Source organism: Burkholderia anthina (assembly GCF_902498995.1).
Classification (GTDB): Bacteria; Pseudomonadota; Gammaproteobacteria; order Burkholderiales; family Burkholderiaceae; genus Burkholderia; species Burkholderia anthina.
On sequence record NZ_CABVLY010000001.1, the window covers coordinates 181,661 to 198,187 of the forward strand.

A 16,527-nucleotide genomic window follows, 5' to 3' on the forward strand; every position below is an offset into this window, starting at 1 on the left:
GGGGAAGGCGGGGCGGGGGGCGCGCGTGCTGTCGTTGCGTTGAGCGGTGGAGCCGAGCGACGTTGCATGGCACGCTGTCGCCAGCCGCCAGCCGCCAGCCGCCAGCCGCCAGCCGCCAGCCGCCAGCTCCCCATCGCCAGAACGCTCCCGCCCTCGCAGCCACCCCCGCCTCTGCGCCCCGCACAAAGCAAAACGCCACGGCATGCCGTGGCGTTTTTCCTTTACCGCGTCGCGCCGCGATCCGGCGCGTCCGGGTCGGGCCGATCAGTGATGCACGTCGGCCGGGCGTCCGTCGAAGTCGTGTCCGGCGCGGCGGATGTCGCAACGTGCGTCCTTCTCGCCTTTCACGCCGTTGAACACGACGTTCAGGATCACCGAGGTCACCGACGCCAGCAGGATGCCGCTATGCAGGATCGGTGCGAGTGCCGGCGGCAGCTTCGAGAAGAAGTGCGGCGACACGACCGGCACGAGGCCCATGCCGATGCTCACGGCGACGATGAACAGGTTGTGCGTGTTGTTCACGAAGTCGACCTTCGACAGCACCTTGATGCCGTTCGCGGCCACCATCCCGAACATCACGATGCCCGCGCCGCCCAGCACGAACGGCGGCACCGATGCGACGACCTGCGCCATCTTCGGGAACAGGCCGAGCAGCACCAGGATCACGCCGCCCGTCGCGCAGACGAACCGGCTCTTCACGCCCGTCACGCCGATCAGGCCGACGTTCTGCGAGAACGACGTATGCGGGAACGAGTTGAAGATGCCGCCGATCAGCGTGCCGAGACCGTCGACGCGCAGGCCGCGCACGAGACGCTCCTGGTTGACCGGACGGTCGACCATGTCGCCGACGGCGAGGAACATCCCGGTCGATTCGATGAACGTCACGAACATCACCGTGACCATCGTCGCGATCGACAGCGGGTCGAAGTGCGGCCAGCCGAAGTGGAACGGCATCACGATGCCGACCCAGGCGGCGTGCGCCACGCCGTCGGTATTCACGCGGCCGATGGCGAACGCGATCACGAAGCCGGCGACGATGCCGAGCAGCACCGAGATGTTCGCGAGGAAACCGCGGCCGTACTTGTTGATCAGCAGGATCAGCGTGAGCACGAGCAGCGACAGGCCGAGGTAGACGGGGCTGCCGTACTCGGGGTTGCCGACGCCGCCGGCCGCCCAGTTGATGCCGACTTCCATCAGCGACAGTCCGATCACCGCGATTACAGTGCCGACGACGACCGGCGGGAAGAACCGCAACAGCTTGCCGATCATCGGCGCGAGCACGATGCCGATGATGCCGGCCGCGATCGTCGAACCGAAGATGTCGAGAATGCCGAGGCCGGGGTTGGTGCCGATCGCGATCATCGGGCCGACTGCCGCGAACGTGCAGCCCATGATGACGGGCAGGCGGATCCCGAAGATCCACAGGCCGAGCGTCTGGATCAGCGTTGCGATGCCGCACGAAAACAGATCGGCGCTGATCAGAAACGCGATCTGGTCTTTCGGCAGCTTCAGCGCGCCGCCGATGATGAGCGGCACGGCGACAGCGCCGGCGTACATGACGAGGACGTGCTGGAGACCAAGCGTTACAAGCTTGCCGGTCGGCAGCACCTCATCGCACGGATGGACCGTGTTCGATTGCATCTGTCTCACTCCATGATCTTGTTTTCGGGGTGATACGAAGTTATGCGGAATGCACCATCGCAACAAGAGCGCTGGGTTCTATTCCGTTCTTTGCTGGTTCGATATGCCATTTCGGCATGAAACGGGGTGTCGATCATCGGGAAACTGCCGCAGGAGTGAGGTTCCCCGGTTTTATAGCCCTCCAAAATAGCGCGGACCCCCGAGTCAAATATAGGTGGCTTTATGGTGTGTATCGCGCGTGCGGCATAGTGGCAAAAACGACCTGCGAAAAATCGTGCCGGGTTAACCCGCGAGCGGCCGTTTTTGCCGTCAAGGTGCACCCGGGTGCCACCGGCCGGTCGCGGCCGCGTTTTGGCGTCGTCGATGCGCAAATCCGCCGCGTAAATCGGGGCGCGTATCGCGATCCCGCTATCATCGATATCCGTTCATTCGAATATCGCCCCCCGTCATGCGCCTGCTCGGAATCGACCTCGGCACCGGCTCCGTCAAACTCGTCACGCTCGATGCCGACGGCATCGAGCGTGCGGTCGCGAGCGAACCCTATGCGTTGTCGTCGCAGCAGCCGGGCTGGGCGGAAATCTCGCCGCACGTCTGGTGGGATGCGCTGGTGCGCGCCGCCGCGAAATTGCCGGACGGCGAGCGCGAGCAGGTTGTCGCGATCGGTTTCTCCGGCCAGATGCATGGCGTCGTGCTGATCGACGCGGCCGGGCAGCCGGTGCGGCCCGCGCTGCTGTGGCCCGATACGCGCGCGGTGCGCGAAGCCGATGCGGCCGGCCGGCCCGTCGCCGGTTTGCCCGTCGCACCGAACCCCGTCGCGCCCGGCATGGCGGGGCCGCTGCTGCGCTGGCTGGCCGAACACGAGCCGCAGGCATTGCGTGCCGCGCGCTGGGCCGTGCAGCCGAAGGACTGGCTGCGCATCGCGCTGGGCGGCGACGTCGCGGCCGATCCGAGCGACGCGTGCGCGACCGCGCTCGCGACGCCGGACGGCGCGTGGGACACGCCGCGGATCGCCGCGCTCGGCCTGCCGGCCGACCGCTTCGCGCCGGTGCGCGCGTCGGGCATGCGCTGCGGCGCGCTCGGTGCGCAGGCCGCCGCGGCACTCGGGTTGCCGGCCGGCGTGCCGCTCGCGACGGGCGCCGCCGATACCGCATGCGCGGCGCTCGGCAGCGGGCTCGTCGCGGCTGGCGACGCCCTGCTGACCACCGGCAGCGGCGGCCAGATCGTCGTGCTCGCGGATACGTTGCCGCCTGCGCGGCGCGGACTGCATCGCTATCGCACGGCGGCGGGCGGCGGCTATTACACGATGGCCGCGATGCAGAACGTCGGGCTTGCGCTTGAAGCCGTGCGCGGCTGGCTCGGCTATGCGAACTGGCCCGATGCATACGACGACGCGTTCGCGCAGCCGGCGTCCGGGCGGGTGTGTTTTCTGCCGTATCTGACGGGCGAGCGCTCGCCCTGGATGAACCCCGATGCGCGCGGCGGCTGGCTCGGTCTCGGGCTTGGCGACACGCGCGGCGCGATGATGCGCGCGGCATTCGAAGGCGTCGCGTTCGCTTTGCGCGCGGGGCTCGATGCGATTCGCGATGCGAACCATGCGGATCCGGTGACGACGCTGCGCCTCGCGGGCGGCGGCTCGGTCGATCCGCGCTGGCGACAGTTGCTCGCGGACGCGCTCGGCGCGTCGCTCGACGCGGTCGACTGCCCGAATGCCGCGACGCGCGGTGCCGGGCTGCTCGCGGGTGTCGCAATCGGGCACTGGCGCGAAGACGCGTTGCACACGCTGGCGCCGGCCGCATCGCCGGTCGCCGCGCCGCGCGACGATCGTGCGCTGGCCGCACGTCACGCACGCTTCGTCGACCTGTATGCGCGAACGGATGCATGGTTCACGGCGGGTGTTTAAACTCGGGCACTTGTCCGGTTGCGTCAGCGATGACGTATCGTGGCAAGCCGACGGCCGTTTCCGGCACACGATGCGTGCCGGGATCGACGATCATGCCCGGCACGATAGGGGCCGCATGTGCCGGGCGGTTTGGCTCGACAAGGGGCCGGTCGCTCGGGGCAGCACCGGGCGCTGGCTTCGCGACGCGGACGCAAGTCGATGATCTGATTACACGCGCGCTGCCGCCCGGGAAGATCGACGGCGGCCGCGACCTGATGAACGGGAGCGAATCGTTTCGCTCGATCGTGCTGTATTGAACGGAAGGGAAACCCCATGCTCGAACTCGTTTCTTCGCATGCTTGCCACGGCGGCGAGCAACGCTTCTATCGCCACGACTCGAAGGCGATCGGCCTGCCGATGAAGTTCTCGGTGTACCTGCCGCCGCAGGCCGCGCACGGCCGCGTGCCGGCGCTGTTCTATCTCGCGGGGCTCACGTGCACCGAAGAGACGTTCGCGATCAAGGGCGGCGCGCAGCAATACGCGGCGCAGCACGGTATCGCGCTCGTGATGCCCGATACGAGCCCCCGCGGTGCGGGCGTGGCGGGCGAGACCGATGCGTGGGATTTCGGCGTCGGCGCGGGCTTCTACGTCGACGCGACGCAAGCGCCTTGGTCGACGCATTACCGGATGGAGTCGTACGTGACGGACGAGTTGCGCGAGCTCGTCGCGGCCGAGCTGCCGATCGACGGCGCGCGGCTCGGGATCTTCGGTCACTCGATGGGCGGGCATGGCGCGCTGACGCTCGCGCTGCGTCACCCGGGCCTGTACCGGTCGGTGTCGGCGTTCGCGCCGATCGCCGCGCCGACGCGCTGCCCGTGGGGCGAGAAGGCGTTCTCCGGTTATCTCGGCGCCGACCGCGAAGCGTGGAAGCAGCACGATGCGAGCGAACTCGTCGCGCGCGCGGATGCGCCGAAGTTCGCGGACGGCATCCTCGTCGACCAGGGCCTAGCCGACCAGTTCCTCCCGAACCAGCTGAACCCCGACGTGTTCGAAGCCGCATGCGCGAAGGCCGGGCAGCCGCTGACGCTGCGCCGTCATGCGGGCTACGACCACGGGTATTACTTCATCTCGACGTTCATCGCCGATCACCTCGCGCATCACGCGCGCGTGCTGGCACGGTGAGCGCGGCGCGCTGCATCGCGCGCGCATGAAAAAACGCCGGCGCTGCCTTCGGGCATGCCGGCGTTTTCGTTTTCGCCGCTAGACGATCAGTGGCGCCGTAACAGACTCGCCCCATACACCAGCGCCGACAGCGCGGTGATCCAGAAGCTCGTCGGCCAGTCGGTGTGATACGCGAGCGCGATCCCGACCCACGCTTCGAACAGGGCGAACAGCGCGGCGAGCAGCACGCCCGTCGACAGCCGCGTCGCCACGTTCTGCGCGGCCGCGGCCGGCCCGACCAGCAGCGTGAACACCAGCAGCACGCCGACGATCTGCGTGGCCGCGGCGACCGCAAGCGCGCACACCGCGAGGAACAGCACCGACACCGTGCGCAGCGACACGCCCTTGGCCTCGGCGAGTTCGGGCTGCAGCGACGCGAACAGCAGCGGCCGCGCGATCAGCGCGAGCGCGACGAGGCTCACCGCGCCGATGCCGGCCAGCACCGCGAGCGTGTCATGGCTGACCGCGAGCACGTTGCCGAACAGCAGCGCGGTGACCTGCGTCGCGAACGACGTATAGAAATGCAGGAACAACAACCCGAAGCCGAGCGCGCCCGACAGGATCACGCCGATCGCGACGTCGCGGCCCGCAAGCCGTTCGCCGAGCGCGCCCATCCCGATCCCGGCCGCGAGCGTGAAGCCGACCATCCCCCAGATCGGCGAGATGCCGAGCAGCACCGCGCCCGTCGCGCCGGTGAAGCCGACGTGCGACAGCGCATGGCCGGCGAAGGTTTGTCCGCGCAGCACCAGGAAGTAGCCGACGATGCCCGCGAGCACCGCGACGATCCCCGACGCGGCGAACGCGTTGATCATGAAGTCGTATTCAAACATCGTGCGATTGCCCGGGATGAGCGTGTCCGTGGTGGTGATGGCCGTGGCCGCCGCCACCGCCGTGCGAGTGACCGTCGTCGTCCTCGTGTTCGTGATCGTGCTTTTCGATTTCGACGTCGCCGGACATCACGAAGATCTTGCCGTTCACGCGCATCACGTCGATCGGCGAGCCGTAGAGCCGCGACAGCACGGGCCGGGTGATCACCTCGTCGACGGTGCCGAGCGCGGCGACGCCGTTACCCAGATACAGCACGCGGTCGAGCGCGTTCAGGAGCGGGTTCAGCTCGTGCGCGGAGAACAGCACGGTGATGCCGAGCTCGCGCTGCACGTTGCGCACGAGTTCGACGACGCCGCGCTGATGGTTCGGATCGAGGCTGATCAGCGGTTCGTCGAGCAGCAGCAGCTTCGGGCTGCCGAGCAGGCATTGCGCGAGCAGCAGGCGCTGGCGCTCGCCGCCCGACAGTTCCGACAGCGGCCGGCGCGCGAGCGTCGGGGCGCCGACGAGATCGAGCACGCGGTCGACGTCGCGCCGCGTCGCGGCGTTCGTGTGCGGCAGCCCCCAGCGGTGCCCGTCGGCGGCCATCGCGACGAAGTCGTAGCCGCGCATCCGGCGATTCGCGAGGCCGCTGCGGATCTGCGGCATGTAGCCGATCGACGCGTTGCCGCGCACGACCGGCACGCCGCCGACCGACAGCGTGCCGCCCGACACGGGAACGAGGCCGAGCACCGCGCGCATCAGCGTCGTCTTGCCCGCGCCGTTCGGCCCGAGCACGCCGACGAATTCGCCGGGTTCGATCGAGAAGCTGACGTCGCGCAGGATCGTGCGTCCGCCCAGTTCGAGCGTGACGCGATCGACGGCGAGTGCGTGGGGAGTGTCGGTCATGTCGTTGCAGGGGTCATTTCTTGCCGGCGGCCAGCGCGGCGGCGAGTGCGTCGAGCTGGCCGGCCATCCATTGCTGGAAGGTCTTGCCGGCCGGCTGCGTCTCGGTGACGCTGAAGCTCGGCACGCCGGCGTCGCGCGCGATCTTCAGCATCCGCTTCGTCATCGGTTCTTCGGCCTGGCTGTTGTAGATCAGCACGCGCACCTGCTTCTTGCGCAGATCGTTCTCGAACGCGGCGACGTCCTGCGCGCTGGCTTCGGTGTCGTTCATCGTCGCGAGCTGGAAGCGCTGGTTGCGCATGTCGAGGCCGATCGCATCCGACATGTAGCCGAACACGGGCTCGGTGGCCGTCACCGGCACGCCCTTGTACTGCGCGCGCAGCGCGGCGACCTTGTCGTCGACGGGCTTCAGCGACGCGACGAACTTCTGCAGGTTCGCATCGTACTCGGCCTTGTTCGCGGGGTCGGCGCGGCCGAGCTCGGTGGCGATCGCGCGTGCGGCGGCCGGCATCGTGGCCGGGTCGTACCACAGGTGCGGGTTGTCGCCCGGCTTCTTGCCGACCAGGTCGGCGACGACGATCGTCGCGCGCCGGGCCTGCTTCGATGCGGACAGCAGCTTGCCCATCCACGGATCGTAGTCGGTGCCGTTGTAGATCACGACCTGCGCGTGCTGCAGCGCGCGCGCGGTTTTCGGGCTCGCTTCGAACAGGTGCGGATCCTGGTCGGGATTGCTGAGGATGCTGGTTACCGCGACGTGGTGGCCGCCGATCTGCGACGCGACGTCGCCATAGAAATTCTCCGCGGCGACGACGTTGACGGTCGCGGCCTGCGCGAAGCCGGGCGCCGCGAACGACAGCGCGGCGGCCGTGGCGGCGAACAGGCGTGCAAGCGACAAGGCGCGCCGCGGCGCGCGCTTCAGGGCAATGGACATGAAACTCCTCGTTGGAAAGGGCGCCGGCACGGCGCCGTGCGACGCGGCGTCAGCGCTGCGCGGGCTTACCCTTGCAGTGCCCGCACAGGCCGTTGAGCTCGACCACCTGATGGTGGACTTCGAAACCGTGCGCGGGCTCGCTCGCGGACAACTGCTTCGCGAGGTCGCTGCCCGGGATCTCGACGGTATCGCCGCACGAATCGCAGATCAGGAACTGACCTTCATGCGGCACGCCGATCTCGCAGCACGCGAAGAACGCGTTTCTGGATTCGATCCGGTGGATGAAGCCGTGTTCGACGAGGAAATCCAGCGCGCGATAGACGGTCGTGGGCGGCACGCGGCCGCGTTGCGGTTCGAGCTCGGCGAGCAGGTCGTATGCGCCGATCGGGCGCTGCGCGGCGAGCACGTGTTCGTAGACCTGCCGGCGCAGCGGCGTCCACGCGAGCCCGTGCTCGGCGGCGAATGCGTCGGCCCGGGACAGCCGGGCGTCAATGGACGATGAGGTAGCCATGGCGTGAAGCACGCGAATGAAACGAAGTATCGCGATGATATAACGTATCTATTCCCCGTGCAGCCCGAATTCTCGGTTCCGCCTGTACTCCGTCCCCTTCATCGCCGTTTCAGCCGCGCCGCACCCAGCGCGCCGCGCGTTGCCGGGCGTGCGTCCCCGGCCCGCGGCCCATGCCGCCGTGCCGCAGCGCATCATCGAAAGCCGCCGTGTCGCCTTGACAGCGCGAATCGCGTATCCGATCATTCGACCAACGATAGAGCAATTGATCGGTCAGCGAGCGTTCGCTCACCTCGCGGCCTTCGTGCAGCAGAACGAACCGGAGACAACCAGTGAGACTGGACAACAAGGTCGCGATCCTGACGGGCGCGGCAAGCGGCATCGGCGAAGCGGTCGCGCAACGCTATCTGGACGAGGGCGCGCGCTGCGTGCTGGTCGACGTGAAACCGCCGAGCGGGTCGCTCGCGCGGCTGATCGAAGCGAATCCCGGCCGCGCGGTGGCGGTCACCGCGGACGTCACGCGCCGCGACGACATCGAACGGATCGTCGCCACGGCCGTCGAGCGTTTCGGCGGCGTCGACATCCTGTTCAACAACGCGGCGCTGTTCGACATGCGCCCGCTCCTCGACGAATCGTGGGACGTGTTCGACCGGCTGTTCTCGGTCAACGTGAAAGGGCTGTTCTTTCTGATGCAGGCCGTCGCGCAGCGGATGGTCGAGCAGGGCCGCGGCGGCAAGATCGTCAACATGTCGTCGCAGGCCGGGCGTCGCGGCGAGGCACTCGTTTCGCACTACTGCGCGACCAAGGCCGCGGTGATCAGTTACACGCAGTCGGCCGCGCTCGCGCTCGCGCCGCACCGGATCAACGTGAACGGCATCGCGCCGGGCGTGGTCGACACGCCGATGTGGGAGCAGGTCGATGCGCTGTTCGCGCGCTACGAGAACCGGCCGCTCGGCGAGAAGAAGCGGCTTGTCGGCGAAGCCGTGCCGCTCGGCCGCATGGGCGTGCCCGGCGACCTGACGGGTGCCGCGCTGTTCCTCGCGTCGGCCGACGCCGACTACATCACCGCCCAGACGCTGAACGTCGACGGCGGCAACTGGATGAGCTGAGACATGGCGCCGCTCGCACGCGCAACCGCCGAACCACGAGGGCACGCATGATGGCCGAGATCGTCGTCGCCGGCGAACTGCTGGCCGAATTCGTCGCCGCCGAACGCGGCCAGGGTTTCGACGCGCCGGGCCTGTTCGCCGGGCCGTTCCCGAGCGGCGCGCCGGCGATCTTTGCCGATCAGGCCGCGCGGCTGGGCGCGCGCGTCGCGTACGCGGGCTGCGTTGGTCGCGATGCGTTCGGCGACGCGATCGTCGCACGGCTCGAACGCGACGGCGTCGACGTGGCGCGCATCCGCCGCGTGGCCCGCCCGACCGGCACCGCGTTCGTCGCGTATCGCGACGACGGGTCGCGCAGCTTCGTGTTTGCGCTGTCCACCAGCGCGGCCGCCTGCGTCGATGCATCCGACGTCGATGCCGCGATGTTCGACGGCTGCCGCTACTTCCACGTGATGGGCTCGTCGCTGACGAGCGAATCGGCGATCGCGGCGGTGCAGCGCGGCGTGTTCGAGGCGGCGCGCGTCGGCGCGAAGGTGTCGTTCGATCCGAACGTGCGGCCCGAGATGCTGAGCTTCCGCCCGATGCGCGCGGCGCTCGACGCGATGCTCGCCGCGTGCCACCTGTTCCTGCCGAGCGAGGCCGACCTGCCGTTCTTTTGCGGGCCGCAGCCGGCCGAACGCGCGATCGCGGGCCTGCTCGCGACGCATCCGTTGCTCGAGCGCGTCGTGCTCAAGCGCGGCGCGGCCGGCAGCGTCGCGTTCGATCGCGCGAGCCGTGTCGAGGCGCAGGCCTGCGCGGTCGACGAACTCGATCCGACGGGCGCCGGCGACTGCTTCGGCGGCACGCTGGTCGCGAGTCTCGTCGCCGGCCTGCCGATCGACGTGGCATTGCGCCGTGCGAACGCGGCCGGTGCGATCGCGGTTACGCGGCGCGGCCCGATGGAGGGCAACAGCGGCGCCGCCGAGATCGACCGTTTCCTGACCGAACGAGGTATCGCATGTCCGGCCTGACTCCCACCGCCGAGCGCACGCGCACCGCGCATGCCGACGCCGTGCTGCGGATGATCTTCGACGCGAATCGCGCGGATGCGCAGCGCGGCATCTATTCGATCTGCAGCGCGCACCGGCTCGTGCTGGAAGCCGCATGCGAAGCCGCGCGTGCGGACGGCTCGCCGCTGCTGATCGAGGCCACCTGCAACCAGGTGAATCATCTCGGCGGCTATACGGGCATGACGCCCGCCGATTTCCGGCGCGACGTCGATGCGATCGCGCAGCGCTGCGGGCTCGCGCCGTCGGCCCTCGTGCTCGGCGGCGATCATCTGGGGCCGAACCCGTGGCGGCACCGCCGCGCGGCCGACGCGATGCGCGAAGCGGCCGCGATGGTCGAGGCCTACGTCGAAGCCGGTTTCGAAAAGATCCACCTCGATGCGAGCATGGCCTGTGCGGACGATCCCGCGCGGCTCGACGATCGCGCGATCGCCGCGCGCGCGGCCGAGCTGTGCCGCGCGGCGGAAGCGGCAGCCGCGCGCGCCGGCACCGCGCCCGTCTACGTGATCGGCACCGAGGTGCCGACGCCGGGCGGCGAAGTGGCGGGCGACGGCGGCGCGGGCGGCGCGGCGATGGCGCACATCGCGGTCACGCGCAGCGACAGCATCGCCGCGACGCTCGACGCGCACCGCAGCGCCTTCGCCGCGGCCGGGCTCGACGACGCATGGACGCGCGTGGTCGCGATCGTCGCGCAGCCGGGCGTCGACTTCGACGATCGCCACGTGCTCGACTACGACAGCACGAAGGCCGCATCGCTCGGCGCGAGCATCCTGCGCACGCCGCGCCTCGTGTTCGAAGCGCATTCGACCGACTACCAGACCGAAGGCGCGCTCGCCGCGCTCGTGCGCGACCACTTCGCGGTGCTGAAAGTCGGCCCCGCGCTGACCTTCGCGCTGCGCGAGGCGCTGTTCGCGCTGACCTTCATCGAGGATGCGCTGATCGACGACGCCGCGCAGCGCTCGCGGCTGCGCGACGTGGTCGACGCCGCGATGCGCGCGCAGCCCGAGCACTGGGCGCCGTACTACCGCGGCGACGAGACCGAGCAGCGGCTCGCGCGCCAGTTCAGCTACAGCGACCGGATCCGTTACTACTGGCTGCAGCCGGCCGTCGCGGCGGCGGTCGAGCAGCTGTTCGACAACCTCGCGCGGCAACCGGTGCCCGAAACGCTCGTCGCGCAGTGGCTGCCGGACGTGTACGCGGCGTGCCGCGCGGGCGGCCTCGCGAAAGCGCCGCGCGCATGGGTGCGCCACCGGATACGCGACGTGATCGCGCACTATGCGCGCGCGTGCGGAATGCAGCGGCCGGCGTGACGGGCCGCGAAGGAAACGACGCAATAACGATGCAATAACGACGCAGTTCGAACAATCACAGGAGACATGCCATGCAACGAAAGATGCTCGACGCCGCCGTACGCTGCTTCGCCGGCGCCGCGTTCGCGACGGCCGCCTGCGCCGCATCCGCCGGCACGCTGACGATCGCGACGCTGAACAACCCCGACATGATCGAGCTGAAGAAGCTGTCGCCGGCGTTCGAGAAGGCGAACCCCGACATCAAGCTGAACTGGGTGATCCTCGAGGAGAACGTGCTGCGCCAGCGCGCGACCACCGACATCACGACCGGCAGCGGCCAGTTCGACGTGATGGCGATCGGCACCTACGAGACGCCGCAGTGGGGCAAGCGCGGCTGGCTCGCGCCGATGACGGGGCTGCCCGCCGATTACGACCTGAACGACATCGTGAAGACCGCGCGCGACAGCCTGTCGTACAACGGCCAGCTCTACGCGCTGCCGTTCTACGTCGAAAGCTCGATGACGTTCTACCGGAAAGACCTGTTCGCGGCGAAGGGGCTCAAGATGCCCGACCAGCCGACCTACGACCAGATCGCCGAATTCGCGGACAAGCTCACCGACAAGGCGAAGGGCACCTACGGCATCTGCCTGCGCGGCAAGGCCGGCTGGGGCGAGAACATGGCGTACGTGTCGACGGTCGTGAACACGTTCGGCGGGCGCTGGTTCGACGAGAACTGGAACGCGCAACTCACGTCGCCCGAGTGGAAGAAGGCGATCACGTTCTACGTGAATCTGCTGAAGAAAGACGGCCCGCCGGGAGCGAGCTCGAACGGCTTCAACGAGAACCTGACGCTGACCGCATCGGGCAAGTGCGCGATGTGGATCGACGCGACGGTCGCGGCCGGGATGCTCTATAACAAACAGCAGTCGCAGGTTGCCGACAAGATCGGCTTCGCGGCCGCGCCGGTCGCCGTCACGCCGAAGGGCTCGCACTGGCTGTGGGCGTGGGCGCTGGCCGTGCCGAAGACGTCGAAGCAGCAGGACGCCGCGCGCAAGTTCATCGCGTGGGCGACCTCCAAGCAGTACGTCGAGATGGTCGGCAAGGACGAAGGCTGGGCGTCGGTGCCGCCGGGCACGCGCACGTCGACCTACCAGCGCCCCGAGTACAAGGCCGCCGCGCCGTTCTCGGACTTCGTGCTGAAGGCGATCGAGACGGCCGATCCGAACGATCCGTCGCTGAAGAAGGTGCCGTACACGGGCGTGCAGTACGTCGGGATTCCTGAATTCCAGTCGTTCGGCACGGTGGTCGGCCAGGCGATCGCCGGTGCGGTTGCCGGCCAGATGACGGTCGACCAGGCGCTCGCCGCCGGACAGGCCGCGGCGGACCGCGCGGTGCGCCAGGCCGGCTACAAGAAGTAACGCGTCCCGCACCGTGCGCGTCGTCGCGCGCGGTGCGGGTCGCGCCAGCAGAAAGGCGGGCAGGCCGTTCGCACCCGCGCCTCAACCGGAGGGACTCCGATCATGCGTCATTTACGTCTTCCCCTGAGCCACGCGCCGTCGGTCGGCGATGCGGCGTCGCCGCCGGGCGCACCGCGCCGCGCGCGCGGCGGCGCACGCTGGCTCGTCTCGCCGTCCGTCGCGGTGCTGCTGCTGTGGATGTCGATTCCGCTCGCGATGACGATCTGGTATTCGTTCTCGCGCTACAACCTGCTGAACCCGGACGTGAAGGGCTTCGCCGGGCTCGACAACTACCGCTTCCTCGCGACCGATCCGTCGTTCCTGCCGGCGATCTGGCACACGCTCGTGCTGATCGGCGCGGTGCTCGCGATCACGGTGGTCGGCGGCGTGCTGATGGCCGTGCTGTTCGATCGCAAGTTCTACGGGCAGGGCGTGGCGCGCCTGCTCGCGATCGCGCCGTTCTTCGTGATGCCGACGGTGGCCGCGCTGATCTGGAAGAACATGATCCTGCATCCGGTGTACGGGCTCGTCGCGACCGCGATGCGCGCGCTCGGGATGACACCGATCGACTGGTTCGCCGATTACCCGCTCACCGCCGTGATCATGATCGTCGCGTGGCAGTGGCTGCCGTTCGCGTTCCTGATCCTGTTCACCGCGATCCAGTCGCTCGACCAGGAGCAGAAGGAAGCCGCGCGCATCGACGGCGCCGGCCCGATCGCGATGTTCTTCTACATCACGCTGCCGCACCTGAAGCGCGCGATCGCCGTGGTCGTGATGATGGAGACCATCTTCCTGCTGTCGATCTTCGCGGAGATCTACACGACGACGGGCGGCGGCCCGGGCGACGCGACCACCAACCTGTCGTACCTGATCTACGCGCTCGGCCTGCAGCAGTTCGACGTCGGCCTCGCGTCCGCGGGCGGGATCATCGCCGTCGTGGTTGCGAACGTCGTGTCGTTCTTCCTCGTGCGGATGCTCGCGCGCAACCTGAAGGGAGAGTACGAGAAATGAGCGACCTCACTTTCGAAGGCCGGCGCACGCCGGCCGCGTTCGACCTCGTGCGGCGTGCGCTGCCCGGCGCGCTCGCTTGGCTCATCGCGCTGCTGCTGTTCTTCCCGATCTTCTGGATGGCGATCACCGCATTCAAGACCGAGCAGCAGGCGTATGCATCGACGCTGTTCTTCGTGCCGACGCTCGACAGCTTCCGCGAGGTGTTCGCACGCAGCAACTACTTCGCGTTCGCGTGGAATTCGGTGCTGATCTCGGCGGGCGTCACGGTGATCTCGCTGCTGCTCGCGGTGCCGGCCGCCTACGCGATGGCGTTCTTCCCGAACCACCGCACGCAGAAGGTGCTGCTGTGGATGCTGTCGACCAAGATGATGCCGTCGGTCGGCGTGCTGGTGCCGATCTACCTGCTGTGGAAGAACGCGGGGCTGCTCGATACCGTGTCGGGCCTCGTGATCGTCTACACGCTGATCAACCTGCCGATCGCGGTGTGGATGACCTTCACGTACTTCAACGAAATCCCGAAGGACATCCTCGAAGCCGGCCGCATCGACGGCGCATCGACGTGGCAGGAGATCGTCTACCTGCTGATGCCGATGGCGCTGCCGGGGCTTGCGTCCACCGCGCTGCTGCTCGTGATCCTGTCGTGGAACGAGGCGTTCTGGAGCATCAACCTGTCGAGCTCGAACGCCGCGCCGCTGACCGTGTTCATCGCGTCGTACTCGAGCCCCGAGGGCCTGTTCTGGGCGAAGCTGTCCGCAGCTTCCCTGCTCGCGGTCGCGCCGATCCTGATCGTCGGCTGGCTGTCGCAGAAGCAGCTCGTGCGCGGTCTCACGTTCGGAGCGGTCAAATGAGCGCGGCCGGCGAAGGGACGAACGTGCTGATCTGCGACTGCGACGGCGTGCTGATCGACAGCGAGGCCGTGGCCGCCGACGTGATCGTGCGCGAGCTCGATGCGCGCTGGCCGGGTGTCGATGCGCGGCCGGCGGTGATGCCGCTGCTCGGGCTGCGCATCGAGCGCGTGCTGGCCGGCGCGGGCGAAGCGGCCGGACGCGCGCTGTCGGCCGACGACGTCGACGCGATTCGCCGCGCGGTCGAGACGGCGGCCGTCAATGCGCCGATGGTCGACGGCATCGACGCGGCGCTGGCCGCGATCCGGCTGACCACGGCATGCGCGAGCAACAGCTACCGCGCATACGTCGAGGCGGCGCTCGCGCGCACCGGCCTCGCGCGCTTCTTCGGCGACCGGCTGTTCTGCGCGGACGCCGTCGCGCGCCCGAAGCCGGCGCCCGACGTGTATCTCGCGGCCGCGCACGCGCTCGGCGTCGTGCCCGCGCAATGCCTCGTCGTCGAGGACAGCGCGACCGGCATCACCGCGGCCGCCGCGGCCGGCATGACCGTGCTCGGCTTCGTCGGCGGCGGGCATGCGTCGGCCGCGCAGATCGACGCGCTGCGCGGGATCGGCGCGCGTCACGTATTCGACGACATGCACGAGCTGCCCGGCTACGTCGCGCGCTGGCAGGCGACGGGCGCGGTGCTGCCGAACTAGCAACCACGAACGATTGCGCGCCGCGCTTGAACGACGCGGCGCATCACGAACGAACGGAGACAGACCATGGCAAGCGTGCTCCTGCGCAACATCGCGAAGCGCTACGACGACACCGAAGTGCTGCGCAACGTGAACCTCGACATCGCCGACGGCGAATTCGTCGTGTTCGTCGGGCCGAGCGGCTGCGGCAAATCCACGTTGATGCGGATGATCGCCGGGCTCGAGGACATCTCGAGCGGCGACCTGCTGATCGACGGCGCGAAGGTCAACGACGTGCCGAGCGCGAAGCGCGGCATCGCGATGGTGTTCCAGTCGTATGCGCTGTATCCGCACATGACGCTGTACGACAACATGGCGTTCGGCCTGAAGCTCGCCGGCGCGAAGAAGCCCGAGATCGACCAGGCGGTGAAGCAGGCCGCGAAGATCCTGCACATCGATCATCTGCTCGACCGCAAGCCGAAGCAGCTGTCGGGCGGCCAGCGGCAGCGCGTCGCGATCGGCCGCGCGATCACGCGCAAGCCGAAGGTGTTCCTGTTCGACGAGCCGCTGTCGAACCTCGACGCCGCGCTGCGCGTGAAGATGCGGCTGGAGTTCGCGCGGCTGCACGACGAGCTGAAGACGACGATGATCTACGTGACGCACGACCAGGTCGAGGCGATGACGCTCGCGGACAAGATCGTCGTGCTGTCGGGCGGCGCGGTGCAGCAGGTCGGCACGCCGAACGCGCTGTATCACGCGCCGGCGAACCAGTTCGTCGCGGGCTTCATCGGCTCGCCGAAGATGAATTTCCTGAAGGGCACGGTCGAGTCGGCCGATGCGACGGGCGTGCTGGTGCGCTTCGGCAGCGGCGAGACGCAGCGCGTCGCGGTCGAAGCGGCGGGGCTGCAGCGCGGTGCGGCGGTGACGGTCGGCGTGCGGCCCGAGCACCTGATCGTGGGGCAGGCCGCGACCGGTGTGGCCGCGCGGACGATGGCCGTCGAATCGCTCGGCGATGCCGCGTATCTGTACGCGGAGTCGGCCGTCGCACCGGACGGACTGATCGCGCGGATTCCGCCGCTCGACACGTACCGCACCGGCGAGGCGCTGCACGTGCATGCGCAGGCCGAGCACTGCCACCTGTTCGACGAAAACGGGCAGGCGTTCCGGCGGCTCAGCGTGCACGCGAAGGCGGCGTGAGGGCGCGCG

Annotated in this window: 16 protein-coding genes; 10 read left to right on the forward strand and 6 right to left on the reverse strand. The window is 68.8% G+C overall.

Features of this window, described 5'->3' with window-relative positions; translation table 11 throughout:
• Positions 1-264 precede the first annotated feature (264 nt).
• Positions 265-1,641: a nucleobase:cation symporter-2 family protein gene (locus BME24068_RS00830; protein WP_174924884.1), complete on the reverse strand. Its 1,377-nt coding sequence runs from the start codon at positions 1,639-1,641 to the stop codon at positions 265-267.
• A gap of 448 nt (positions 1,642-2,089) precedes the next feature.
• Here BME24068_RS00830 and BME24068_RS00835 point away from each other — a divergent pair, with 448 nt between their 5' ends.
• Both BME24068_RS00835 and fghA read left to right on the forward strand, forming a co-directional pair.
• Complete coding sequence (locus BME24068_RS00835; protein ID WP_174924885.1) at positions 2,090-3,541, forward strand: xylulokinase; 1,452 nt, start codon at positions 2,090-2,092, stop codon at positions 3,539-3,541.
• A 312-nt stretch (positions 3,542-3,853) separates the two neighbouring features.
• Positions 3,854-4,702, forward strand: a complete 849-nt coding sequence (fghA, locus tag BME24068_RS00840; RefSeq protein WP_174924886.1) for an S-formylglutathione hydrolase — start codon at positions 3,854-3,856, stop codon at positions 4,700-4,702.
• An 86-nt stretch (positions 4,703-4,788) separates the two neighbouring features.
• Here the strand turns inward: fghA and BME24068_RS00845 are convergent, their stop codons facing one another.
• The 5 genes from BME24068_RS00845 to BME24068_RS00865 all read right to left on the reverse strand — a co-directional run bounded on the left by BME24068_RS00845 (position 4,789) and on the right by BME24068_RS00865 (position 8,239).
• Complete coding sequence (locus BME24068_RS00845) at positions 4,789-5,571, reverse strand: metal ABC transporter permease (protein ID WP_098552817.1); 783 nt, start codon at positions 5,569-5,571, stop codon at positions 4,789-4,791.
• On the reverse strand, positions 5,564-6,454 hold the full coding sequence (locus BME24068_RS00850) for an ABC transporter ATP-binding protein (RefSeq protein ID WP_174924887.1): 891 nt from the start codon (positions 6,452-6,454) through the stop codon (positions 5,564-5,566). Before BME24068_RS00850 ends, BME24068_RS00845 begins: the two co-directional genes overlap by 8 nt.
• 13 nt (positions 6,455-6,467) lie before the next feature.
• Complete coding sequence (locus BME24068_RS00855; RefSeq protein ID WP_174924888.1) at positions 6,468-7,382, reverse strand: metal ABC transporter solute-binding protein; 915 nt, start codon at positions 7,380-7,382, stop codon at positions 6,468-6,470.
• Between the two features lie 49 nt (positions 7,383-7,431).
• Positions 7,432-7,893 carry a Fur family transcriptional regulator gene (locus BME24068_RS00860; RefSeq protein ID WP_174924889.1) on the reverse strand — a complete coding sequence of 154 codons (462 nt, stop codon included), beginning with the start codon at positions 7,891-7,893 and terminating at the stop codon, positions 7,432-7,434.
• Between the two features lie 109 nt (positions 7,894-8,002).
• Complete coding sequence (locus BME24068_RS00865; protein ID WP_174924890.1) at positions 8,003-8,239, reverse strand: hypothetical protein; 237 nt, start codon at positions 8,237-8,239, stop codon at positions 8,003-8,005.
• On the opposite strand from BME24068_RS00865, the gene BME24068_RS00870 reads away from it, so the two are divergent.
• From BME24068_RS00870 to BME24068_RS00905, 8 genes are all read left to right on the forward strand, one after another.
• A complete protein-coding gene (locus BME24068_RS00870) occupies positions 8,223-8,999 on the forward strand; it encodes an L-iditol 2-dehydrogenase (protein ID WP_096502476.1) in 777 nt (258 codons plus the stop codon). The two genes, BME24068_RS00865 and BME24068_RS00870, sit on opposite strands and share 17 nt — an antisense overlap.
• 50 nt (positions 9,000-9,049) lie before the next feature.
• Positions 9,050-10,006, forward strand: coding sequence for a sugar kinase (locus BME24068_RS00875; RefSeq protein WP_174925074.1), 957 nt, complete (start codon positions 9,050-9,052; stop codon positions 10,004-10,006).
• Entirely contained in the window at positions 9,994-11,352 is a 1,359-nt protein-coding gene (locus BME24068_RS00880; RefSeq protein WP_174924891.1) for a D-tagatose-bisphosphate aldolase, class II, non-catalytic subunit, read from the forward strand. The genes BME24068_RS00875 and BME24068_RS00880 overlap by 13 nt, the downstream gene beginning before the upstream one ends.
• Before the next feature lie 71 nt (positions 11,353-11,423).
• Positions 11,424-12,749, forward strand: a complete 1,326-nt coding sequence (locus BME24068_RS00885) for an ABC transporter substrate-binding protein (protein ID WP_096502472.1) — start codon at positions 11,424-11,426, stop codon at positions 12,747-12,749.
• A 102-nt stretch (positions 12,750-12,851) separates the two neighbouring features.
• Positions 12,852-13,799 (forward strand): carbohydrate ABC transporter permease, encoded by a 948-nt coding sequence (locus BME24068_RS00890; RefSeq protein ID WP_174924892.1) that lies wholly within the window; start codon positions 12,852-12,854, stop codon positions 13,797-13,799.
• Positions 13,796-14,647: a carbohydrate ABC transporter permease gene (locus tag BME24068_RS00895; RefSeq protein WP_096502468.1), complete on the forward strand. Its 852-nt coding sequence runs from the start codon at positions 13,796-13,798 to the stop codon at positions 14,645-14,647. Before BME24068_RS00890 ends, BME24068_RS00895 begins: the two co-directional genes overlap by 4 nt.
• Positions 14,644-15,342 (forward strand): HAD family hydrolase, encoded by a 699-nt coding sequence (locus tag BME24068_RS00900; protein WP_174924893.1) that lies wholly within the window; start codon positions 14,644-14,646, stop codon positions 15,340-15,342. The genes BME24068_RS00895 and BME24068_RS00900 overlap by 4 nt, the downstream gene beginning before the upstream one ends.
• A gap of 66 nt (positions 15,343-15,408) precedes the next feature.
• Entirely contained in the window at positions 15,409-16,518 is a 1,110-nt protein-coding gene (locus tag BME24068_RS00905; RefSeq protein ID WP_096502464.1) for an ABC transporter ATP-binding protein, read from the forward strand.
• Positions 16,519-16,527: the final 9 nt, after the last annotated feature.